The following is a 22,053-nucleotide window of genomic DNA, read 5'->3' as shown; positions in this document are numbered from 1 at the left end:
ATAAAATGTATTTAGAGATAGTAACTCCAGAAGCTGTAGTTTTCAGAGCTCAGGTTGAAGCGGTAAAAGTACCGGGACATGATGGTGAATTCCAGATGTTGAACAATCACGCTCCTATTGTTTCTACTTTGACCGAAGGTGAAGTTAAGATCAATCTTGCTGCCGGAAGTGAAAATGAGATCAAGAGAAAAGACCAGGTGGGATTCAGAACTGAAACTTCTGAACCAAATGTTCTTTACTACACGATTAAGGGAGGAGTTCTTGAAATGAAAGATAATAAAGCCATTATACTGGCAGATTAACTTTCTGAACATATATAATATTAAAAAGGCCTTTCAATCGAAAGGCCTTTTTAATTGTATTAATTCAGGCATACCTGCAATATTTTTAAACTCTTTCAGGTAGGATTTCCAAACAATTTTTATTTCGCTTGCAGCCAGTTTTCACGTCTTTTCAAAGCCTCCCTGGTTGGATTCTCCTTAAGTCTTATAATGTAGGTTGGATCTTTTTCAGTTTTGACTTCAGCAGTTCGTTCTTCTCCGAAACGAATGTATTTCACTTTAATAACATCAGAATTACTGTTCTCAACGGCTGTCTCAAAATCTTCTTTTGTTTTAACCGGTATTTCATCTATATGAGTGATCACATCCCCGCTGGTTAATTCTGCTTCATAAGCCGGGCTATTTTTGGAAGTATTTCTGTTGATTTTTAACCCGCCGGTAGTCTCGGTGGTCGGTATGCCTGTATATTTTCCTTCTTCTTGTACTAGCTCAATACCCACACTTTCAAAAAGATTTTTGTAGTCTGGCATATTGCTGTGGTAAACATATTTTGCGAAGAATTCAGACCCAAATCTTTCTCCGGCATATTCTTTAAGCGTTGCCTCAATATCACTTAGTTTATAAGCTACCTCTTTTTTCCCATATTTATTCCACATCAGTTTCATAAAATCATCCAGGTTGAGATCCTGCTGTCTTAAAGCCATATCCAGGGCCAGGCCTAAAACACTTCCGTAGGAATAATAGGAGATAAAAGTATTTTCACGGTTGGTAGGATCTACAGATGTGGCGGCATCTACGGAAGTTGCCTGGTAGCTCATTTCAACCGGGCTAAAATAGTCAAGAGCAGGAGAGTTCCATACATAGTTAAAAGTTCCGTTTAAGCCATCTATGTACTCCCTGGGTGTATTTATTTGTGCCCGGCAGAGCATCAATCCTGTATAATAACTGGTGAAGCCTTCTGCAAACCATAGAGAACCGGTCATGTTTGCCTGGGAAAAATCAAAAGGTTCCAGTTCTGCTGGTCTTAAACGTTCCACGTTCCAGGCGTGAAAGAACTCATGAGCCACGGTGCCTATATTTCCCTTCATCCCTCCTTCAGAAAGACTTTCTTTGTCGGTTAAAATCGTACTGTTTCTATGTTCCATGCCGTCACCAGATACATTGGGCATATAACAGGCCAGGAAAGTATATTTATCGTAATCGAAATCTGGTAATTCTCCGAATACCTTTTTTTCCTGCCTGACGATTCTTTCTACCTGGTCAAAATATTCAGAAAATTCTTCTTCACTGCCCTTATGATGCAATACAAATTGAATGTTCTGTCCCTCAAGGTCAAATTCCTTTAAATCAAAATCGCTGATCTCTGTAGGGCTGTCCATAAAATAATACAGATCTGGCGCAAAAAAGGTCGTTCCCGATATCTGCTTTAACTGGGTAGCAACTTTCCAGTCCAGGTCTTTTCGTGTCTCGAAATTGATCTCTATTGGTCTGTGTTCAAATTCCTTTGCATACATAAAGGTTGCCGGCATATTAAGGTGGGCATGAGTTTCATCTATTTGAGAATAGGTGCCATCACCACGATTGGCAAAAAGGATATATTCGATATTTACCGTGCCATCATGATCACTGACTTCCCATGAATATGGATCTATCCGCTTTGCTTTTATCATCTCGCCATTGCTGTTGGTTGCCTTGAGACCATATACATTTTTAACGAACTCGTGCAGGGCATATCTTCCGGGGGAAGTTCGGCTCATGGTGATAGTAATGCTATTAGACTTTACCTCCGGAAAATTGATATTTACTTTCGCTTCGTGATGCACAGCATTTTCAAAAGAAATATGATAAGTATTGGTCTGGGCATTACCAAGGAAGCTTAAAAATAGTAGGACTAAAAAGATTTTATTCATGATCAAAATTTGAGATTGCTCTAAAGTAAATATTTTATATTATTGAAGTTAATTAGGAGCGCTTAAGGTTGGTATTCCAGTATATCACCTGGCTGACAGTTTAGTGCCTCGCAAATAGCTTCCAGGGTTGAAAAACGAACTGCTTTTGCTTTGCCTGTCTTCAGAATAGAGAGGTTGGCGGTAGTGATGCCTATAATTTCAGCAAGCTCATTGCTTTTCATCCCGTTCTCTTCAAGAACTTTGTCAAGGTGGATTATTATCGGCATTCTATATCGTAAGTTGATTTTCTTCCAGAAGATTATTTCCTTCTTTAAAAACTTCTGCCAGGATAAATGCGAGAAGAGTAATTAGCAAAACATCCAGAGATATAGAAATTGAACTTTTCGCATAAACCCCAAATTCCCAGTAGTTGAAAATGGATAATCCGGTTATAAGGAGACAGTAATAGCCGATTCTTCTTAGAGAATTTACGTTTGTTTGGTGGAAGGTTTTTAGATCTTTTACAGATTTAAGGACTTTTTCAAATTGATTTAATGACAGGTAGGTGAGTGTCATAATCATTGTAACCTTGAAAAATGTAAAATAGAGCGAACCTGTTTTCCAGTCTGAAAGCCTCAAAGATTGAAAATCCAAAGGTTCTTTTCCAGCGATGGATTCACTTTCAAAACGAATTATAGAGTTATTCGTGGGTTCTTCAATTTTCAAGTCTGCATACGAGTCTCTTTCAAACTGAAAATGAGCAAAAAACGCTGCTATAATGATAATAGAAACTCCAATAATGATTTTAAAAAACTGGCAAAGAAAATTTGCAATATTCAGGAGTGAATTTCTATTCATTTAATTATTTAATTATTGTTTTTCGATAACAAATATAAATTAATTATTGAAAAACGATAATTCATTTGATTTTTAATTTTCTGAATTCTTGAAATTTTCAGAATGATTTTCACTCTTTTAAGAGTTTCAATTAGAAAATTATGTTGAATTAAGGTTCATAATCCTAAACTCAAAATAGCTCCAAACATGTTGTACTAACCTTTAGGCTAAAAGCCATACTTCAATAATAACTATTATATTTGCGGGAAACAGATTTTAATAAGTATGCTTACCGCAATTCTTACAGGCTTTTTATTCTCTATTTTCCTCGTTTTTACGGGGAGATTTTTTAAAGGTAAGCTCTCAATACTGTCCTCATTAGTCCCCTTAGGACTATTTCTTTACTTTTTTCAGTTCATTCCGGCGATCTCGGGAGGAGATGTGATCATGAGATCATATGAATGGATCCCATCATTTAATGTAGATCTTGGGTTCAAACTGGATGGACTGTCACTACTGTTCTCTTTGATGATTACGGGTATAGGATTCCTGGTGTTTGCTTATACTTCTTCTTATTTAAAGGGACACGAATACCTGGACAGGTTCTATGGTTATTTAGCTTCCTTTATGGGGGCCATGCTCGGCCTGGTGCTAGCAGATAATATGATCACCCTGTTCGTATTCTGGGAACTTACCAGTATAAGTTCATTCTTTTTGATAGGATTTAATAATACCAATCCCGCTTCCCGTAAATCTGCGCTTACCGCCCTTGGGATCACTGGTATTGGTGGGTTGTTCCTTTTAGCTGGTGCCTTATTATTGAATAACATGACCGGTACTTACAGCATTTCAGAAATGCTGAGCATGAGTGATGCAATTAAGGCGAACGAGTTCTATTTCCTGGCGGTGCTTTTCATTTTTGGTGCTGCTTTTACCAAATCTGCCCAGTTTCCATTTCATTTCTGGTTACCGGGAGCGATGAAGGCTCCAACACCGGTGTCAACTTACCTGCATTCTGCAACCATGGTAAAGGCCGGGGTTTATTTATTAATGCGTTTTACTCCTGTTCTAGGCGGAGAGAATATCTGGAATACCACCCTGATCATTGTTGGTGGGATCACGATGTTGTATTCTGCCGTGCATACTATTTTTAGAACAGATCTTAAAGGTATCCTGGCTTATTCAACCATCTCGGCCCTGGGAATACTGGTTTTCTTAACCGGTCTGGGTACACAGGAGGCATTCCTGGCGGCTGCAGTGTTTATTGTAGTTCACGCTCTTTATAAAGCGACTTTATTCCTGGTTACGGGAATTATAGACCATCAAACACACACCCGGGATGTTACCAGACTTTCCGGATTAAATAAAATTATGCTACCCGTGGGTATCGCGGGAATACTTGCGGCCATTTCCAGTGCTGGTATTCCACCTACGATTGGTTTTGTGGGTAAGGAGCTTACTTATGAAGCGGCTTTTCATTACGAATCGTTGATGATTTTCCTTATGATAGGGATCGTGGTCACGAAGATCTTACTGTTATATGCAGGTTTTGTTGCGGGTATAAAACCTTTTGTTGGAAAATTACCCGAAGAGCATACAAATACTAAAATGCCCGGGTTCATATTGTGGGCGCCCCCGTTATTACTGGCAATCCTGGGACTTGTATTTGGAGTGGCACCTTTTTTAATCGAATCTGCCCTTATCAAACCTGTGGTAACTGCAATGGGTGCAGACGCTTCAGAAATTCATCTTGCCCTATGGCATGGCTTCAATACCGTTTTCATTCTAAGTTTGATCACCATTGGAGTAGGAACTGCATTATATTTTATTATCAAACCTTCCAGAAAACTGGAAGATGGGATAGCGAGATTTGATTCCTTTGCTCCGGAAAATTTACTGGAAGCCTTTAATAGTATGTTTGTATCGGTCTCCAGGTTCTGGACTAATTTCTTTCAGAATGGATATTTAAGGAATTATATTTCTATCATTATTCTATTTCTTGTGGTTTTGGTAGGGTATATCATGATAGGGAATACCAGGTTTACCGTAGATTATAATGCCCTCTCAAAAATTACCGTATATGAGATCACTACGACCCTGATCCTGATTGCCGGAATTTTTTATACCGTTTTTACAGACTCCAGGCTGGCGGCGGTGGCTGCCATGGGAGTAGTTGGTCTTTCTATCTGCCTTATCTTCGTCTTTTACAGTGCACCAGATCTTGCGATGACGCAGTTCTCTATAGATACCCTGACAGTTATTTTATTTGTCCTGGTATTATATAAATTACCGAAATATTTAAAGTTATCAGATTATAAGACCAGGTTAAGAGACGGGGTTCTATCAACCATTTTTGGTTTGATCATCACTACCCTGGCGCTGGAAGTTCTCAGTGAGCCGGTAAGTAAGGAAGTTGGAGATTTTTATGCCGCTAATTCTTATATCGAGGCGCATGGAAAGAATGTGGTGAATGTGATCCTGGTAGACTTCAGAGGGGCAGATACATTAATAGAAATTTCAGTTCTGTCTATAGCGGCAGTAGGAGTTTTTGGTTTGATGAAATTAAGGCTGAAGATGAAAGACAGGATGAGATACGCAGATCAAAGCCTGAATAAAAAGAAAAAGTAATACGAACGTATGCGAACGACCATAATTTTAAAAACAGCTTCTAACTACCTTTTACCGGTATTGTTGGTGTTTTCAATATTTATCCTGCTTCGCGGGCATTATTTGCCCGGTGGTGGATTCGTGGGTGGATTGATCGCATCCATTGCATTTATTTTGCATTCATTCGCTAACGGTCTTAATAAAACAAAAGAGCTATTGATAGTTCACCCGGGTTTTCTGTTGCCAATAGGCCTGGCCATTGCTTTTATGAGCGGACTGGCCCCTGTAGTACTGTTCGATCTGCCATTTATGACCGGTTTGTGGTCGCATGATCCGGTGGCTATTTTAGGCAGCGTGGGTTCAGCATTATTTTTTGATATAGGTGTTTACCTGGTAGTTAATGGAGTGACCTTAACTATAATTTTCACAATTTCAGAATCGGCCTGATATGGAGATCCTTTTAGCAGTCATGGTGGGGATTTTATACGGCACAGGCATCTATATGATGTTGCGCCGAAGTATGGTTAAACTCATCATTGGAATTATTTTACTTGGGAACGGTGCCAATTTACTGATCTTCCTTCTGGGAAGGATCACCAAGGGGGCACCACCAATCATACCCGGAGATGCCAAAGTATTTGTGGAAGCATTTGCAGATCCGGTTCCCCAGGCTTTGATACTTACAGCAATCGTTATAAGTTTTGGTCTTCAGTCTTTTGCCATTGTATTGGTGAAAAGAGCACACACGGTGGTAAGAACTGATGATCTGGATGAAATGAACGCAACCGACGAAGATTCATGACACAGCAACTAATATTATATCCTCTTTTTCTTCAAATGGCGATCAGCATCATTTTGATGTTCGGTTGGTCCAGAATTGGGTTTCAAAAGGTCTTTAGTGTTTTTGGCAGCATACTAAGTGTAGGACTGGCAGTTTGGTTATTCAGTTATATCTGGACTAATGGTACTCAGACCATACAGGCCGGGAACTGGGAAGCCCCATTCGGGATCACCTTTGTGGCCGATATGCTATCGGTCACCCTCGTGCTGCTAACTGCAATTTCGGGACTTGCTGTTTCAATTTTTTCAGGCGGATCGGTCTTAAAAGATCGCCTCAGGTTCGGTTATTTCCCTATCCTGCATTTTCTTTTATTGGGGCTCAACGGGGCATTTTTAACCGGAGATATTTTCAATTTATATGTTTGGTTCGAGATCATCATCATAAGTTCATTTGTATTGATCACCATTGGAGGTGAAAAAGCACAGCTGGAAGGAGCAGTAAAATATTTTACCCTGAATATACTCGCTTCCATGATCTTTCTTACGGCTATTGCCGTACTCTATGGAATTACCGGCAGTTTGAACATGGCAGATCTGGCTCAACAGGTCGCGCTGGTTGAAAACCGTGGATTGGTACAGATCACGGCCTTACTTTTTCTAATTGGCTTCGGAATAAAAGCCGGGGTGTTCCCGCTTTATTTCTGGCTACCCGCATCCTATCATACCCCGCCATTCGCGGTATCGGCAATTTTTGGTGGATTATTGACCAAAGTAGGAGTATATGCCTTGATAAGGGTCTTTACCCTCATTTTCGTGAATGATCCATTCCTGAATAATATAATCCTGATCATCGCTATTCTAACGCTAATTAGTGGTGGAATTGGTGCGCTTGTTCAGAACAATATGAGGAAGGTTTTCTCATATCTTATAATCTGCCATATTGGTTATATGATAGCTGGTATTGGCATGTTTACAGAAATGGCCATTGCCGGAGCCGTATTTTATCTGGTGCATGATATTATTGTAAAGACCAACCTGTTCATGGTGAGTGGAGTGGTCTATAGAATTAAAGGAACTAACAGTATACGTGATCTTGGCGGCATTTACGCCAACTGGCCCAGGGTAAGTTTACTCTTGTTTATTCCGTTGTTTTCCCTGGTAGGAATTCCACCATTATCTGGTTTCTGGCCTAAGATCAACCTTATCAAAGCTGGTTTTGCCGGAGGTTCATATATAACTGTTGGAGCAATTATCTTCGCCAGTTTCATTACTTTGGTGATCATTGCCAAATTATGGGCAGAGGTTTTCTGGAAAGAAGGAAAGGAACTTCCGTTAAGAAGTAATTTTGGATATTTCTCAAAAATGACAACGGCCAAAAGGCTTCAATTTATTGTACCCGTTACTTTTTTGAGTATTGTATCTTTGTATATTGGATTTGGTGCAGAACATATTCAGGAACTTTCTGCAAGAATCGCCGATGAGCTTGTGAACAGCCAGGGATACATAGATGCTGTTTTAAAACCGAAGAATTAACGAAAATGAAGAATCAATTTCTCTCAAATTTATTACTGACTTTTGTCTGGGTAGCACTGACAGGAGATTTTTCAGTGGAGAATTATATTTTCGGGTTTTTTCTGAATTTCCACATTCTCTGGTTGATATCTGTAAAGCGCAAAAAAAGTACCTACTTCCTTATTGTGCCTAAGATCATTATTCTTTTGTTATTCTTTCTCTACGAATTGATCAAGGCAAATATAGAAGTAGCTTACGAGGTTATTACCCCTAAACTTAATATGACTCCCGGTATTATTATGGTACCACTGGATGTGAAATCTGATATTGGGATTACCCTTCTGGCAAATATGATCTCTCTTACACCGGGTACTCTAAGTCTGGATGTATCCAACGACAAAAAGGTTCTTTTTGTGCACGCGATGTATGTAGATGACAGGGAGAAATTTATAAGGGGTATTAAAGATGGTTTTGAACGAAGAATACTGGAGGTGCTGTCATGACATTATTTGAATATTTACATTATATCATTCTGCCGGTCCTGGTGATCTCTGCAGTTCTTATAGTCTGGAGATTTATCAAGGGGCCCAGCATTGCAGATAAGATCGTTTCCCTGGATCTTTTAATAACCACGGGAATTGGTGTTATTGCCGTTTATAGTATTATCTATAATCAATCCACCCTGATGGATACGGCTTTGATCCTGGCTTTGATCGCCTTTTTAAGTACCGTAGCGCTTTCGTATTATCTGGAAAAAAGGAAAAGAAAATGATAGATATAATTATTGGAGTTATAGCGACTTTTGGTGCTCTTTTCGTGCTTTTTGCTGCGATAGGGCTGGTGCGTATGCCAGATACCTACCTTAGGATTTCTGTTACTACTAAAGCAGCGACTTTAGGAGTGGGCCTCGTGCTGATGTCCTCTACCGTTTATTTTAGTAATGCCGATGTTACTTCGCAGGCCTTTGTGATCATTCTTTTCCTGTTTTTAACTGCTCCTGTCAGCGCCCATCTAATAGGAAGGGCTTCATATTTTATCGGGGTCAAACTTTGGGATAAATCTGTGGTGGATGAACTAAGAGGGAAGTACCAGAAGAACACCCATATTCTTAAAAGTATCGTGGATGATACTCCTGAAGATAATGTAGACCATACCAAAATGAAAGACAAGTAGGCTTAATCTGAGTCTTCCTCTTTTTCTTTTTTCTTCTTAATTCTATGCTGTACATAGCCGAAGATGAGATTGATCGTTAGAATGATCCCGCTCAGAATGGCTAATTCTATAAATAAACCAAATCCGGCTAAACAGCCCGCACCGGCACTACACCAGATAGTTGCAGCAGTAGTAAGTCCTTTTACCTCTTTACCATGCTGCAGTATGGTCCCTGCACCAATAAAACCAATGCCAACCACTACCTGACCCAGAACACGGGTGATGTCCACATATTTATCACCCTCGAATTCCAGCGACATTAAAATAAAGATAGAAGCACCCAGTGATACCAGGGCGTTCGTCTTGAGTCCTGCTTCCTTTCCCTGGATTTCTCTTTCCATACCTATAATAAGGCCGGCGATGGTGGCAAGGCATACTCTAATTGCGAATGTGGTCCAGTCCATATGATTGTTTAAGTGAATGTGTATTTTTGTCTCATGAAAAAAATACCTTCAAAATTAGAGAAAAGGCTTCAAAAGAGAAAGGATGCTAATTCATTTAGGAAATTATTACCATTCTCTGAAGGGATAGATTTTTTTTCAAACGATTACCTGGGATTTTCAAGGTCTGAAGAGATTTTTAAGGCGGCTGAAGAATTGCTTAAAACTTCAGTTCTGAGAAATGGTTCTACCGGTTCGAGATTACTCTCCGGAAATCATTCTCTTTTTGAAAAAACCGAAGAGCAAATTGCTCAATTTCATAATACCCCCGCGGCCCTGATCTTTAATTCCGGTTATGATGCCAATATTGGTTTTTTTTCGGCAGTACCTCAAAAGGATGATATCATCATTTATGATGAATTAGCGCATGCGTCTATTAGGGACGGTCTTAAGATGAGTCTTGCCCGGAACTATAATTTTAAGCATAATGATCTTGGTGATCTCGAAGCTAAACTTAAGCGCTTGCTGGAAAAAAATCCTTCTTCGGATGTTTATATGGTGACCGAGTCTGTTTTTTCTATGGATGGGGATTCTCCTGACCTAATGGGGTTAACTGAATTAGCAGATAAATATAATTCCTATCTAATCGTGGATGAAGCTCACGCATTGGGAGTATTTGGTGAAAATGGCCGTGGCTTGGTGCAGCAGTTAAATTTGGAATCGAGGGTCTTTGCCAGGATCGTTACCTACGGCAAAGCTTTGGGAGTTCATGGTTCTGCAATAATCGGTAGTTCAGAATTAGAGGATTACCTGGTGAATTTTTGCAGAAGTTTTATTTACACCACAGCTCTTTCCCCACATTCCGTTGCCGGTATATATAGCGCTTACAGGCTGTTGGAAAAAGATACGGAACAATTGAAAAGGCTTCGCGATAACATCCGGTTTTTCAGGGAAGAAATTAAAAATAATAACCTCGAAAACTTATTTACAGATAGTAAATCTGCCATTCAGGTTTGTCTCATCAGCGGTAATCACAGTGTAAAAAAAGTTGCCAGAGACCTTCAGGAGGACGGTTATAAAGTAAAGGCGATACTCGCGCCTACCGTACCCGCGGGCAAGGAAAGATTGAGATTTTGCCTGCATAGTTATAATTCATCACGGGAAATTTCGGAGGTCTTAAAAGTCCTGAGTAATTTTGTGTCAAATAATAAATAATGCCGAAGAGATATTTTATTACCGGAATAGGAACCGAGGTGGGGAAGACCATTGTTGCCGCGATAGTTACCGAGTCACTGGAGGCAGATTACTGGAAACCGATACAGGCGGGAGATCTGGAAAATTCAGATTCACATAAAGTGAAAAGACTGGTAACCAATTCCAAAACGGTTTTTCATAATAATGCATTTGCTTTAAATACTCCAATGAGCCCGCATGCGGCGGCGGCAATAGATGGGATAAAAATAGAACCGGGTGTTATAAGTTCTCCTAAAACTGATAACATTCTCGTAGTCGAAGGCGCCGGCGGATTGCTGGTCCCTCTCAATGAAAAAGATACAATTGCAGATCTCATATTAAAAGATGATATCGTAATCCTGGTTTCCAGAGATTACCTAGGGAGTATTAATCATACTTTAATGAGTATAGAAACGCTGAAGAATCGTGGTATTAAAAAAATCGGCCTCATCTTTAGCGGGAACGAGCATCCGAGTACAGAGAGTATAATCATCAGGCAGGGTAAAGTCGAGGTAATTGGTAGAATTGATGAGGAGCCGTATTTCGATGAAAATGTGATCATGGAATATGCAGAAAAATTCAGAGAAAAATTATGCAGAATATAGATTTGCAACAGGAAAGTCTTAGTCAAAGAGATAAAAAGCACTTATGGCATCCGCTCACCCAACACAAGTTATCCCCGGAAATGCTGCCTGTAGCGAGAGCAAAAGGATGCGTGTTAACAGATGATAAGGGTAAGGATTATATAGATGCGATTTCCTCCTGGTATACGGCAGTTTATGGTCACTGTAATAAACATATAACAGATAAGGTTACCGAGCAAATGCTAAAACTGGACCAGGTGGTCTTTAGCGGCTTTACTCATGAACCGGCAATAGCATTATCTGAAGCCCTGGTAAAGATCCTTCCCGAGGGTCAGCAGAAACTGTTTTTTAACGATAATGGTTCTACAGCCACCGAGATAGGGATCAAAATGGCGTTGCAGTATCATCATAACCTGGGAAATGACCGGCAGGTAATGCTTGCTTTTGAAGAAGGTTTTCATGGAGATACTTTTGGAGCGATGTCGGTTTCGGGACTTTCGATTTACAATGGAGCTTTTGAAAATCATTTTATCCAGGTAGAGCGCATTCCGGTTCCAACGGGCGATAATAATACCGAAGTTATATCCATTTTAAAGGAAGTAATAAGCAGGCGCAATATTGCTGGGTTTATCTACGAACCCCTTATCCAGGGAGCGGCCGCTATGAAATTTCATGATGCAGAAGGTCTCAATGAAATATTGAAAATATGCCGGGAGCATGATATCATCCTGATTGCAGATGAGGTAATGACCGGTTTCGGGAAAACGGGCCGCTACTTCGCATCAGATCATATTGAAGAAAAGCCAGATGTGGTATGTATGTCCAAGGCTCTAACCGCGGGTTTGCTGCCTATGGGGCTAACTTCCTGTTCCATGAAAATTTATGATGCCTTCTATTCTGATGATATTGGCAAAGGTTTATTTCATGGTCATACCTATACGGCAAATCCCTTGGCCTGCGCTGCTGCACTGGCAGCGATCGAATTATTGAATTCCTGGGAAATTCAGGAAAATATAAAATGGATCTCAGGTTCTAATGAGAAATTCGCAAGTAAGCTGAATGAACACCCAAAAATAAGAAATGCTCGCTCCAGAGGTGTAATACTTGCATTTGAACTGAATATTAAAACTGAGAGATATGGCGATCTTAGAAATCAGCTTTTTCAGTTTTTTATGGATCGCGGTGTTTTTCTTCGCCCCCTGGGGAATACCATTTATATAGTCCCGCCATATGTGATCTCTGAAAAAGAACTGGCAAAGGTTTATTCTGTAATTGAAGAAGCTTTAACCGCTTTTTAAATTTTTAAGCTCAGGAGATATTTATACTTTTTGAATCTGATTTTTAGCTAATTTAGTTTAGGTAATCTAAAAATTATGATGCATCCAGATACTAGTGTTAAGTGGATTAATGCCTCCAAAGGCATTGGGGTCATCGCGACCTCCTTTATTCCGAAAGGAACCATTACCTGGGTACAGGATGAGCTCGATATCCTTTTCCACCCGGAGAAGGCGGAAAAATTAAATCCCTATACCGCAGAATTATTTGAGAAATTCAGTTTCAGGAATAATAAGGGAGAATATATTCTGTGCTGGGATATAGCTAAATATGTAAATCATAGTTTTAGATCTAATTGCCTGTCCACTGGTTATAATTTTGAAGTTGCCATTCGTGATATTCAGGTAGGCGAGGAATTAACAGATGATTACGGATATTTAAATCTTACAGAAGCTTTTGTCCCCGAGGATGAAGGAACTGAGCGAAAAATAGTTAAACCAGATGACATAACTGTTTATTACGCGGATTGGGATGCTATACTTGAACCAATTTTCCCTGAAATATTGAAGCAGAAGCAGGCTCTTTTAACTTTGCTCCCAAAAGACGTTCTGCAGGAGATTCATCAGGTATCCGCTGGACAGAAGAAAATGCTTTCTACCAAAAATCTGTATTACGATCCAAGTCTTATAGGATTTTAGGCTCTTAAATTTACATAAGAGGTCTCTGAGCCTTATTTTTGAGCAAAAATTCAGCAATTGAAAAATCCTGTTTCTATAAGTTCTGTTGAAACCATCTCACCATTGGGGTCAGATTCCGGTGAAATCTGGAAAAATTACCAGACCGGTGAGCATTTTTTCAGGAATTCAGATTTTGATGGTTTGCCGGCACTGGCTGGCTTTTTACCTGAAAATATTAAATCTGAGATTGCACATTTAAGAGAACAGAATTCAAAATACCGGTACCTGGATGAGTCAGTATTATTTGCGATTCTGGCCGGGCGAAAGGGCAATGCCTCCGGTTTGAAGGGGACTACAGGGATAAATATTGGGAGCAGCCGGGGCGCTACGGGGATATTCGAGAAATATCATTCAGAATATCTTAAAACAGGCAGCGCTTCAACCTACACTTCTCCTTCAACAACCTTAGGAAATATTTCATCCTGGGTCGCCCAGGATCTTCAGCTGGATGGACCCGAATTTTCCCATAGCGTAACCTGTTCTACAGGAATGCACGCCATTCTCAACGCGATCGCATGGTTACAAAGCGGCATGACCGATAGTTTCCTGGCAGGTGGTAGTGAAGCTCCACTAACGGGTTTTACTATTGCCCAGATGCGCGCCATGAAGATATATGCCTCAGAAGAGCTGGAATATCCCTGCAGGGCCTTAGATATGAACAAATCCAGAAACACCATGATCCTTAGTGAGGCAGCCGGGCTGGTGGGAATGGAAAATGAGATCAGCGGGAATACCCGGGCTGTTATTACAGCTGTTGGATATGCTAATGAGAAATTGAAGCACGGAGCGTCGCTTTCAAAAAATGGTAAATGTTTGCAGAAATCTATGCGTATGGCAATACAAAATGCCGGAGAGATAGATGCTATAATTTTGCACGCCCCTGGTACTATAGGCGGAGATCTTGCTGAGGTAAATGCCATAAAAAAGGTCTTCGGAAAAAAACTTCCGGCCATGACCAGTAATAAATGGAAAAACGGGCATAGTTTTGCCGCATCCGGGATTTTAAGCCTGCAAATGGCAGTAATGATGTTGGAAAATCAACAGTTCCTGCCAGTCCCATTTTCAGAATTTCAACACCAACCCGCTAAGCTCGATCAAATTTTAGTGAATTCTGTAGGCTTTGGTGGAAATGCAGTTTCTATATTAATTGGAAGAAAATAATATTTAGTAGCTTTCCCGCCTATAAATCTTAGGAAAGCATCCCTTAATAAACTTTAGTTTTAGTTATTTTTGAATACAAATCTTTTTACATGGCTATAAAACACGATTGGACCAAGGAAGAAATTCTCGATATATATAATAAACCTTTCATGGAACTGCTTTATGAAGCAGCTACTATTCATCGTCAACACCACGATCCAAATACTGTACAGGTATCTACACTTCTGTCTATAAAAACCGGAGGATGTCCAGAAGACTGCGGTTATTGCCCGCAAGCGGCCAGATATCATACAGATCTTGAAGGAAATGACCTTATGAGCGTGAATCAGGTAAAAGCTCAGGCATTAAGAGCGAAAGCTTCAGGGAGCTCCCGTGTTTGTATGGGTGCTGCCTGGCGAAATGTTAAGGATGGAGAGGAATTCGATAATGTTCTGGAGATGGTGAGAACCATTAACAAACTCGATATGGAGGTCTGCTGTACCCTGGGAATGCTTACAGAAAATCAGGCGCAACGCCTGGCAGAAGCAGGACTTTATGCTTACAATCATAATCTGGACTCTTCAGAAGAATATTATAAAGAGGTTATTTCTACCCGTGGTTACCAGGACAGGCTGGACACTATAGGGAATGTTAGAAAAACAAATGTAACCGTCTGCAGCGGTGGAATTATAGGAATGGGCGAAAGTGAGGCAGACCGTGCCGGAATGCTGGTAGCTCTTTCAACCCTGAATCCTCAACCAGAATCTGTGCCAATTAATGCCCTGGTTCCTGTAGAAGGCACGCCTTTGGAGGAACAAAACCCGGTACCGATCTGGGATATGATTAGAATGGTGGCAACTACCCGTATCGTAATGCCAGAAACTCAGGTTAGGCTTTCTGCAGGAAGAACCCAAATGAGCCGGGAAGGACAAGCCATGTGTTTCTTTGCCGGAGCGAATTCTATTTTTGCCGGGGATAAGCTTCTTACAACTCCAAACCCTGATGTGAATGAGGATATGGAAATGTTTAAGATGCTCGGGCTTAATCCGCAAAAGGCATTTGTGAAGAAAGCTCAACCGGAGAGTGTCGATGCAGAAAATTCTAAATACCAGGCTCAAGGGGAAAAACCAAGATGGTCACGCCCTGAGCATAAGATCGAAAGAAACCTGGGGGCACAGAAAAAGGCCAAAACCAAAGCTTAGTTTTTTAGAAATAACATTTTGAAACTGGATCTTCAAAATATTCCCAGAAAAAGAAATCTTTCAAAAGAAGATTTTTTAAAGGAATATTTTATTCCGAAGAAACCGGTGGTTATTGAAGACTTAACCGAGAACTGGCCAGCCTATAAAAACTGGAATTTTGAATATTTCAGGGAAAAGGCAGGCGATGTCGTTGTGCCGCTTTATGACGGGAAACCTGCTAAAGGCAGGCAGAATTCTCATGGTGTGGCCAAAAAGCTTCCTTTTAGTGAGTATATCGATATACTGCAAAAAGGACCAACAGACCTCAGGATGTTCTTTTTTAATTTACTGCAAAACTGTCCTGACCTGGTTAAAGATTTTGAGTATCCAGACCTGGGGGTAAAATTCTTTAAGAAGTTACCGGTTCTTTTTGTTGGTGGCGAAGGAGCAAAAGTTGTTATGCATTATGATATGGATCTGGCCAATAATTTTCATTTCAACTTTGGCGGCAGTAAGAAGGTGATTTTATATCCACCCGGCCAAACCGGCCTTCTTTATAAGGTGCCTTACTCTATTGTGAGTATGGAGATCATAGATATGGATAATCCTGATTTTGAAAAATATCCTGCCCTGGCCAGGGCGAAAGGTTTTGAGACCAGGCTTCAACATGGCGATGCACTTTATATACCCAGCCATTGGTGGCATTTCATAAAATATGAAACGCCAAGCTTATCTTTGACCCTAAGATCCCTTCCCGGGTCTCCTAAAGCGATCGCTGAAGTCTTGAATAATCTTTTGTTTGTTAGGAATTTCGACAATTTGATGCGTAAATTGAGAGGACAAAAGTGGATAGACTATAAGAACAGGCTAGCTATAAAAAGAACTCATAAGAATGCAGGATTGGATTAATCTATAGGCAGAAATGAAACTGGAGCAGATACCAAGAATCAAGAATATTTCGAAATCAGATTTTCTGAAAGAATACGTTCAGCCGCAGAAACCTGTGGTCATCGAGGAATTGATCAGTGATTGGCCTGCTTATGATAAATGGAGTCTTGATTATATAAAGGAAGTCGCGGGTAATAAAACGGTACCGCTTTACGATGACCGTCCTATTTCTTCCAAATATAAATTCAACGAGGCACATGCTGAAATGAAAATGGCCGATTATATCGACCTTTTAAAATCTGGTCCTACCAATTACCGCATCTTTCTTTTCCATTTATTAAAAGAAGTACCGGCTTTGCAACAGGATTTCAAATTTCCGGATATAGGCCTCAGATTTCTGAAACAACTGCCCATGTTGTTCTTTGGGGGTGAAAACTCCAGTGTTTTTATGCACTATGATATTGATTTTGCCAATATCCTGCATTGTCATTTTCATGGAAAAAAGCAGTGTATACTTTTCCCGCCTTCAGAAAGCAAGCATCTTTACAAGGTGCCTCATGCCCTTATCGCCAGGGAAGATATAGATTTTAATAACCCCGATTATGAAAAGTTTCCGGTGCTTAAAAAAGCGAAGGGATATGTAACCGAGCTAAATCATGGAGAAACGCTCTATATGCCTGAAGGGTACTGGCATCAAATGACTTATGTGACCGCCGGTTTTTCAATAAGTTTACGGGCGACTCCCAGGACACTTACTAATTTCAGTAAAGCGGTTTATAACCTTATATTTATGCGGCATTTTGACAATTATATGAGGAAGTTGAGAGGGCAGAAATGGATAGATTATAAAAATAAAGAGGCCATAAAGCGAACCCACCGCAAAAACAAAATTAGTTTGTAATTTCGTTAATGCAATCGAATACTAAACCAGATTCGTAACCCTTCCTTAGCAGGTGATCTGCCAGTTTCTTCTTCTTTTTAAAGATATTGGGTTCAGTAATTTTCTCTGCTTTTTTCTCTGCTAGTTCGTAAAGTGTTTTGCGGTATTCTTCTTCCTTGATTTCGGTAAGTCCTAATTTGATGACTGGGCCGGAGATCTCTCGTTTTTTAAGTTCCTGGGTGATCTTGATTCGGCCCCACTTTTTGATCCTGAACTTACCTCTTACAAAACTTCGGGCGAACCTTTCTTCGTTTAGAAAGTTCTCCTGCATGAGGTTTATTATGATTTTTTCTTTAGCCTCAGGGATCATTCTTAGTTCGTCAAGTTTGTCTTCTACTTCTTTTTGAGACCGATCACGGTATGAGCAATAGTGCATCAATTTTTGCAAAGCCTCATCTACAGTAAAGGATTTTTGACCTTTCTTATCCATTAAGCGAAAATAGGGATTTTGGGACTTTTATATATAAAAAAAGCCTCCGTAAAGTGGAGGCTTAGATAGTTTACAATAGCAGGTTTTATTTAGCCTTCTTATTCAATCTTCCCTCAGCTAATTTATCCAGTTTATTGTCTGCATTATATTCCTCATCGAGAGTTTTCTGAAGTTTTGCTGCGATCTCTTTATGACCCAGTTCCTTGGCATATCTTACAACAGTGCCATATCCGGAGATTTCGTAGTGTTCTACTCTTTGAGCGTCGGCAATAAGGCCGGCATCCCTAACTTCATCTGAAGCATCTTCCTTTAAAAAGTCTTCAGCTTCTTCAATAAGCCCCTTCATTGCCTTGCAGGTTTCTCCGGTTGGTTTAATGCCTAATTCTTTGCAAATCTCAGCCAGACGTTCCTTTTGTTCTTTCGTTTCTTCTAAATGAGACTCAAATGCTTCTTTCAGCTTTTTGTCATGTGCATTCTTAACCATTTTTGGTAATGCTTTGGTCAATTGGGTTTCAGCGCTGTAAAGATCTTTGAGTTGATGCTCGAACAGGTCTTTCAAATCTTTCATGATTTTATATTTATTGGTTAATAATTTATAAATCTAATCCAGTTTTGAATTTCACATAGTTAATTGATTACTAAAGATTTGTTGGCTATTTCCTAATAAGTGCAATAGGATCAAAACAAAGTTCAATACAGATCGTTTTTAAAAAATCAGGCATAAAAAAAACGCCTTCCAATTGCTTGAAAGGCGTTTCTATTATTTGATCACTTTCCCGTCTTTATCGTGAAAGTGGTACTCTAAATACGTGTAAGCATCGCGAGGTAAAATTTTCACCCATCGTTTGTGGTCTACAAACCACTTAGATCGGGGAGATGGAAAGCCTTTAGTTAAAAAGGCTGCAATAAACGGGTGTGCGCTAAGCGTGATCTTTTTATGTTCTTTCTTGATCAGCTTTTCAAGGTCCACCTTTATTTTGTTAACCAAACTAATAGGTGCTTCAATTTCACCATTACCGTTAGGATTATCTTCACGGGTTTTGATGTTCATTTCTGGCCTTACGCGCTGTCTCGTAATTTGTACTAAACCAAACTTACTTGGGGGCAATATCTTGTGTTTTGCCCTGTCGTCACTCATTTCGTTTCTTAGGTGATCGTAAAGCTTTTTTCGGTTTTCGGCTTTATTCATGTCTATGAAGTCTACCACAATAATTCCTCCCATGTCACGTAGTCGTAACTGTCGGGCAATTTCTGTGGCGCTAATCATATTCACCTCCAAAGCCGTGTCTTCCTGGTTTTTGGATTTATTAGAACGGTTACCGCTATTCACATCTATGACGTGCATAGCTTCGGTATGTTCTATTACCAGGTAGGCGCCTTTACTCATGGATACGGTGCGCCCAAAGGTAGTTTTTATCTGTCTTTCGATACCAAATTTTTCAAAAATGGGTTGGTTGGATTGATGCAATTTTACGATTGATTCTTTTTCTGGAGCAATTTCGCTCACATAATCTTTGATTTGTGTGTACAGGGTTTCATCGTCTACGCAAATGGAGGTAAAAGAGTCATTAAAAATGTCTCTTAACAGGGACGAAGCCCTGTTCAATTCTCCTAATACTTTTGAAGGATGATGTGCCTTGTACAACTTTTTACACATGGCTGTCCAGCGACCAACTAAATTCTGAAGATCTCTGTCCAGTTCTGCTACTTTTTTGCCTTCGGCTACGGTTCTCACAATAACCCCAAAACCTTTGGGTTTAATGCTTTTTACCAGTCTCTTGAGACGTTCCTTTTCTTCTTTGCTTTCAATCTTTTGTGAAACTGAAATTCGATTTGAAAAAGGTACTAATACAATATAGCGACCGGGGAGTGAAAGCTCTGAGCTTATCCTCGGGCCTTTTGTAGAGATTGGTTCTTTTACGATTTGAACCAGTAGCGACTGATTTGATTTTAAGACATCGGCAATAGAGCCGTTTTTGTCTATATCCTTTTCGAATGTAAAATTCTTTAAGGAATAATCCTTTAGCTTACCTGTGCTTACACGTTTTATGAACTTTAATAAAGAAGCAACCTGAGGTCCCAGATCATGATAGTGTAAAAAACCATCTTTCTCATAGCCAACATTTACAAATGCGGCATTTAACCCCGGTACAGCTTTTCTAATTTTGGCGAGATAAATATCACCAACATTAAATTTATTGCTGTCTTCCTCCTTGTTAAGTTCAATAAGTTTTCCATCTTTTAATAAGGCAAAATCTACAGCAGAAGGTTCGGACCGGATAATTAATTCTTTGTCCACACTTCCAGATTTTTTATCCATATCTGTTGTTAAACAAACATAGATGGATTAAACATTATTTTTTCACAGGTTTTGAATCCTGAAGAAACCTCAACGACATAGGTATACTGTCGGGGGTTTCGATTTCAAAGAACGATTAAATAAAAAAAGTAGTTGTCACACTACTTTTTCTTGTGGCGATTAGCTCTTCTTCTTTTCTTACGCTTGTGCGTAGCCACCTTATGTCTTTTTCTTTTCTTACCACTTGGCATAGTGCAATGTCATTTAAATTAATAAAAAGTTCTTAATTATTCCTTTCCCGCCAGGCGGGAAGAATAAATTATTTTACCTCAACATTCGATTTTACACCTTCAACAAAAATCTTTGCAGGCTTAAATGCTGGAATGTTGTGTGCAGGAATCTTAATAGTAGTGTTTTTAGAAATGTTTCTACCAGTTTTCTCAGCTCTTGTTTTTACAACAAAACTTCCAAAACCACGTAGATAAACGTTATCTCCACTCTCAAGAGAAGTCTTCACTTCGTCCATAAAAGATTCGATAGTAGCTTGTACGTCTCCTTTTTCCATTCCTAATTTTTCTGAAATGTTTGCTACGATATCTGCTTTCGTCATTTTCGTGCTATTTAATTATTAATTGGGGTTTCAATTTTTCAAGGGGGCAAATATAAGAATTAAATCTGCAATATTTCAAACCTAATTCACTAATAATAACGGAATAAACTCCTATTATTGCGATCATTCTTACAATTACTATGGTTTTATCCAACAGACTGACTTATTGGTACTTGCAAAATAAACGTGATCTGCCATGGAGAAAGACTCACGAACCGTACCAAATTTGGCTGAGTGAAATTATGCTTCAGCAAACGCGAATAGAACAGGGTTTACCTTATTATAATAAATTTATTTCAGCCTATCCCAGCGTTTTTGATCTGGCAGATGCACCGGCAGATGAAGTGATGAAACTATGGCAGGGATTGGGGTATTACTCAAGGGCTCGCAATCTGCATGAAACGGCGAAATATGTCGCCTATAAATTGAATGGTAAGTTTCCGTCTGATTATAAAGGATTACTAAAATTAAAAGGTGTTGGAAATTATACGGCAAGCGCAATTGCTTCCTTTTGCTATAATGAGCCGGTAGCTGTGGTTGATGGTAATGTATACAGGGTTCTAAGTCGTATTTTTGGTATGGATATTCCTATTAATTCTACTAAGGGGAATAAGGAATTTAAAGAGCTCGCCCAGGAATTGCTGGATAAAAAAGATCCCGCAACCCATAACCAGGCGATGATGGAATTTGGGGCTTTACATTGCAAGCCACAAAATCCCTTGTGTGCCAGTTGTCCTTTTAATGATAAATGTCTGGCGCTAAAAGAAAACAGGATAAATGAATTACCGGTAAAACTTAAAAAGGCCAGGGTTAAAAAGAGATATTTTAATTATCTCGTTTTTGATTTGGATAATGATGGGACTATTCTGGAACAGCGCTCGGGTAAAGGGATCTGGAACGGTTTGTACCAGTTTCCCTTGGTGGAGTCTGCTAAGCTTATTAATGCATCAGAATTACAAAAGATGGATTCTTTTAGGGAGATAGTCAATAACGACAATTATTCAATTGAATTATTTAATGAAGATCCGGTGGTTCATAAATTATCACATCAACATTTGTATACCAGGTTCTGGCTGGTGAATTCTAAAGAAGTAAATGCTGAAACTATAAGTTTACAAACTGTGTTAGACTATCCGGTACCTGTTTTAATTGGGAATTTTTTGAATGAATATCTTCCTGATGATTATAAATAGGTTCTTGTTTATATCTTTGCCTCTTTTTGCATTTTCAGCTGAAAA

At 39.5% G+C, this 22,053-nt stretch carries 25 protein-coding genes; 17 read left to right on the top strand and 8 right to left on the bottom strand.

Annotated features, from left to right (window positions below; translation table 11 throughout):
- Nucleotides 1-5 precede the first annotated feature (5 nt).
- Nucleotides 6-302, top strand: coding sequence for a FoF1 ATP synthase subunit delta/epsilon (locus FGM01_RS13305; protein WP_143411654.1), 297 nt, complete (start codon nucleotides 6-8; stop codon nucleotides 300-302).
- Between the two features lie 119 nt (nucleotides 303-421).
- On the opposite strand, the gene FGM01_RS13300 is transcribed toward FGM01_RS13305, so the two are convergent.
- The 3 genes from FGM01_RS13300 to FGM01_RS13290 form a co-directional block, all read right to left on the bottom strand.
- Nucleotides 422-2,191 (bottom strand): M61 family metallopeptidase, encoded by a 1,770-nt coding sequence (locus tag FGM01_RS13300; RefSeq protein WP_143411653.1) that lies wholly within the window; start codon nucleotides 2,189-2,191, stop codon nucleotides 422-424.
- Nucleotides 2,192-2,253: 62 nt separating this feature from the next.
- Nucleotides 2,254-2,457 (bottom strand): helix-turn-helix domain-containing protein, encoded by a 204-nt coding sequence (locus FGM01_RS13295; protein WP_143411652.1) that lies wholly within the window; start codon nucleotides 2,455-2,457, stop codon nucleotides 2,254-2,256.
- 1 nt (nucleotide 2,458) lies between these two features.
- Nucleotides 2,459-3,028, bottom strand: coding sequence for a DUF2975 domain-containing protein (locus FGM01_RS13290; protein ID WP_143411651.1), 570 nt, complete (start codon nucleotides 3,026-3,028; stop codon nucleotides 2,459-2,461).
- A 264-nt stretch (nucleotides 3,029-3,292) separates the two neighbouring features.
- Here FGM01_RS13290 and FGM01_RS13285 point away from each other — a divergent pair, with 264 nt between their 5' ends.
- The 7 genes from FGM01_RS13285 to mnhG are packed head-to-tail and all read left to right on the top strand — an operon-like array spanning nucleotide 3,293 to nucleotide 9,079.
- Nucleotides 3,293-5,635, top strand: a complete 2,343-nt coding sequence (locus FGM01_RS13285; protein ID WP_143411650.1) for a putative monovalent cation/H+ antiporter subunit A — start codon at nucleotides 3,293-3,295, stop codon at nucleotides 5,633-5,635.
- 9 nt (nucleotides 5,636-5,644) lie between these two features.
- Nucleotides 5,645-6,061 carry a Na+/H+ antiporter subunit B gene (locus FGM01_RS13280; protein ID WP_143411649.1) on the top strand — a complete coding sequence of 139 codons (417 nt, stop codon included), beginning with the start codon at nucleotides 5,645-5,647 and terminating at the stop codon, nucleotides 6,059-6,061.
- A gap of 1 nt (nucleotide 6,062) precedes the next feature.
- Nucleotides 6,063-6,416: a Na+/H+ antiporter subunit C gene (locus FGM01_RS13275; protein WP_143411648.1), complete on the top strand. Its 354-nt coding sequence runs from the start codon at nucleotides 6,063-6,065 to the stop codon at nucleotides 6,414-6,416.
- Nucleotides 6,413-7,927, top strand: a complete 1,515-nt coding sequence (locus tag FGM01_RS13270) for a proton-conducting transporter transmembrane domain-containing protein (RefSeq protein WP_143411647.1) — start codon at nucleotides 6,413-6,415, stop codon at nucleotides 7,925-7,927. Before FGM01_RS13275 ends, FGM01_RS13270 begins: the two co-directional genes overlap by 4 nt.
- 5 nt (nucleotides 7,928-7,932) lie before the next feature.
- Complete coding sequence (locus FGM01_RS13265) at nucleotides 7,933-8,409, top strand: Na+/H+ antiporter subunit E (RefSeq protein WP_143411646.1); 477 nt, start codon at nucleotides 7,933-7,935, stop codon at nucleotides 8,407-8,409.
- The gene (locus FGM01_RS13260) at nucleotides 8,406-8,678 is read left to right on the top strand and encodes a cation:proton antiporter (protein WP_143411645.1); all 273 of its coding nucleotides are present in this window, start codon (nucleotides 8,406-8,408) and stop codon (nucleotides 8,676-8,678) included. The genes FGM01_RS13265 and FGM01_RS13260 overlap by 4 nt, the downstream gene beginning before the upstream one ends.
- The gene (gene mnhG, locus FGM01_RS13255) at nucleotides 8,675-9,079 is read left to right on the top strand and encodes a monovalent cation/H(+) antiporter subunit G (RefSeq protein ID WP_143411644.1); all 405 of its coding nucleotides are present in this window, start codon (nucleotides 8,675-8,677) and stop codon (nucleotides 9,077-9,079) included. Before FGM01_RS13260 ends, mnhG begins: the two co-directional genes overlap by 4 nt.
- Before the next feature lie 2 nt (nucleotides 9,080-9,081).
- On the opposite strand, the gene FGM01_RS13250 is transcribed toward mnhG, so the two are convergent.
- Nucleotides 9,082-9,522: an MgtC/SapB family protein gene (locus tag FGM01_RS13250; RefSeq protein ID WP_143411643.1), complete on the bottom strand. Its 441-nt coding sequence runs from the start codon at nucleotides 9,520-9,522 to the stop codon at nucleotides 9,082-9,084.
- A 33-nt stretch (nucleotides 9,523-9,555) separates the two neighbouring features.
- Here FGM01_RS13250 and FGM01_RS13245 point away from each other — a divergent pair, with 33 nt between their 5' ends.
- The 8 genes from FGM01_RS13245 to FGM01_RS13210 all read left to right on the top strand — a co-directional run bounded on the left by FGM01_RS13245 (nucleotide 9,556) and on the right by FGM01_RS13210 (nucleotide 17,437).
- Complete coding sequence (locus FGM01_RS13245) at nucleotides 9,556-10,713, top strand: aminotransferase class I/II-fold pyridoxal phosphate-dependent enzyme (protein WP_143411642.1); 1,158 nt, start codon at nucleotides 9,556-9,558, stop codon at nucleotides 10,711-10,713.
- Nucleotides 10,713-11,336, top strand: a complete 624-nt coding sequence (gene bioD, locus FGM01_RS13240) for a dethiobiotin synthase (RefSeq protein ID WP_143411641.1) — start codon at nucleotides 10,713-10,715, stop codon at nucleotides 11,334-11,336. Before FGM01_RS13245 ends, bioD begins: the two co-directional genes overlap by 1 nt.
- Nucleotides 11,324-12,613: an adenosylmethionine--8-amino-7-oxononanoate transaminase gene (gene bioA / locus FGM01_RS13235; RefSeq protein ID WP_143411640.1), complete on the top strand. Its 1,290-nt coding sequence runs from the start codon at nucleotides 11,324-11,326 to the stop codon at nucleotides 12,611-12,613. The genes bioD and bioA overlap by 13 nt, the downstream gene beginning before the upstream one ends.
- A gap of 75 nt (nucleotides 12,614-12,688) precedes the next feature.
- Entirely contained in the window at nucleotides 12,689-13,288 is a 600-nt protein-coding gene (locus tag FGM01_RS13230; protein WP_143411639.1) for an SET domain-containing protein, read from the top strand.
- 57 nt (nucleotides 13,289-13,345) lie between these two features.
- Nucleotides 13,346-14,488 carry a beta-ketoacyl synthase N-terminal-like domain-containing protein gene (locus FGM01_RS13225; RefSeq protein WP_143411638.1) on the top strand — a complete coding sequence of 381 codons (1,143 nt, stop codon included), beginning with the start codon at nucleotides 13,346-13,348 and terminating at the stop codon, nucleotides 14,486-14,488.
- A gap of 89 nt (nucleotides 14,489-14,577) precedes the next feature.
- On the top strand, nucleotides 14,578-15,669 hold the full coding sequence (gene bioB / locus FGM01_RS13220) for a biotin synthase BioB (RefSeq protein ID WP_143411637.1): 1,092 nt from the start codon (nucleotides 14,578-14,580) through the stop codon (nucleotides 15,667-15,669).
- Nucleotides 15,670-15,687: 18 nt separating this feature from the next.
- A complete protein-coding gene (locus tag FGM01_RS13215; protein WP_143411636.1) occupies nucleotides 15,688-16,557 on the top strand; it encodes a cupin-like domain-containing protein in 870 nt (289 codons plus the stop codon).
- 13 nt (nucleotides 16,558-16,570) lie between these two features.
- Entirely contained in the window at nucleotides 16,571-17,437 is an 867-nt protein-coding gene (locus FGM01_RS13210) for a cupin-like domain-containing protein (protein ID WP_143411635.1), read from the top strand.
- Here FGM01_RS13210 and FGM01_RS13205 read toward each other — a convergent pair.
- The 4 genes from FGM01_RS13205 to FGM01_RS13190 all read right to left on the bottom strand — a co-directional run bounded on the left by FGM01_RS13205 (nucleotide 17,427) and on the right by FGM01_RS13190 (nucleotide 20,815).
- A complete protein-coding gene (locus FGM01_RS13205) occupies nucleotides 17,427-17,906 on the bottom strand; it encodes a regulatory protein RecX (protein ID WP_143411634.1) in 480 nt (159 codons plus the stop codon). The genes FGM01_RS13210 and FGM01_RS13205 overlap by 11 nt on opposite strands.
- Before the next feature lie 85 nt (nucleotides 17,907-17,991).
- Nucleotides 17,992-18,474, bottom strand: a complete 483-nt coding sequence (locus FGM01_RS13200; protein ID WP_143411633.1) for a YciE/YciF ferroxidase family protein — start codon at nucleotides 18,472-18,474, stop codon at nucleotides 17,992-17,994.
- 192 nt (nucleotides 18,475-18,666) lie between these two features.
- Nucleotides 18,667-20,205, bottom strand: a complete 1,539-nt coding sequence (locus tag FGM01_RS13195; protein WP_143411752.1) for an Rne/Rng family ribonuclease — start codon at nucleotides 20,203-20,205, stop codon at nucleotides 18,667-18,669.
- A gap of 319 nt (nucleotides 20,206-20,524) precedes the next feature.
- Nucleotides 20,525-20,815, bottom strand: coding sequence for an HU family DNA-binding protein (locus FGM01_RS13190; protein ID WP_011711414.1), 291 nt, complete (start codon nucleotides 20,813-20,815; stop codon nucleotides 20,525-20,527).
- Between the two features lie 140 nt (nucleotides 20,816-20,955).
- On the opposite strand from FGM01_RS13190, the gene mutY reads away from it, so the two are divergent.
- Nucleotides 20,956-22,008, top strand: a complete 1,053-nt coding sequence (gene mutY, locus FGM01_RS13185; RefSeq protein ID WP_143411632.1) for an A/G-specific adenine glycosylase — start codon at nucleotides 20,956-20,958, stop codon at nucleotides 22,006-22,008.
- Nucleotides 22,009-22,053 lie beyond the last annotated feature (45 nt).

Origin of the sequence: Christiangramia sabulilitoris (genome assembly GCF_007050985.1) — a bacterium.
GTDB classification, from domain to species: Bacteria; Bacteroidota; Bacteroidia; order Flavobacteriales; family Flavobacteriaceae; genus Christiangramia; species Christiangramia sabulilitoris.
Note: the sequence above shows the minus strand (reverse complement) of the source record. Positions and strands in the feature narration are given on the sequence as shown.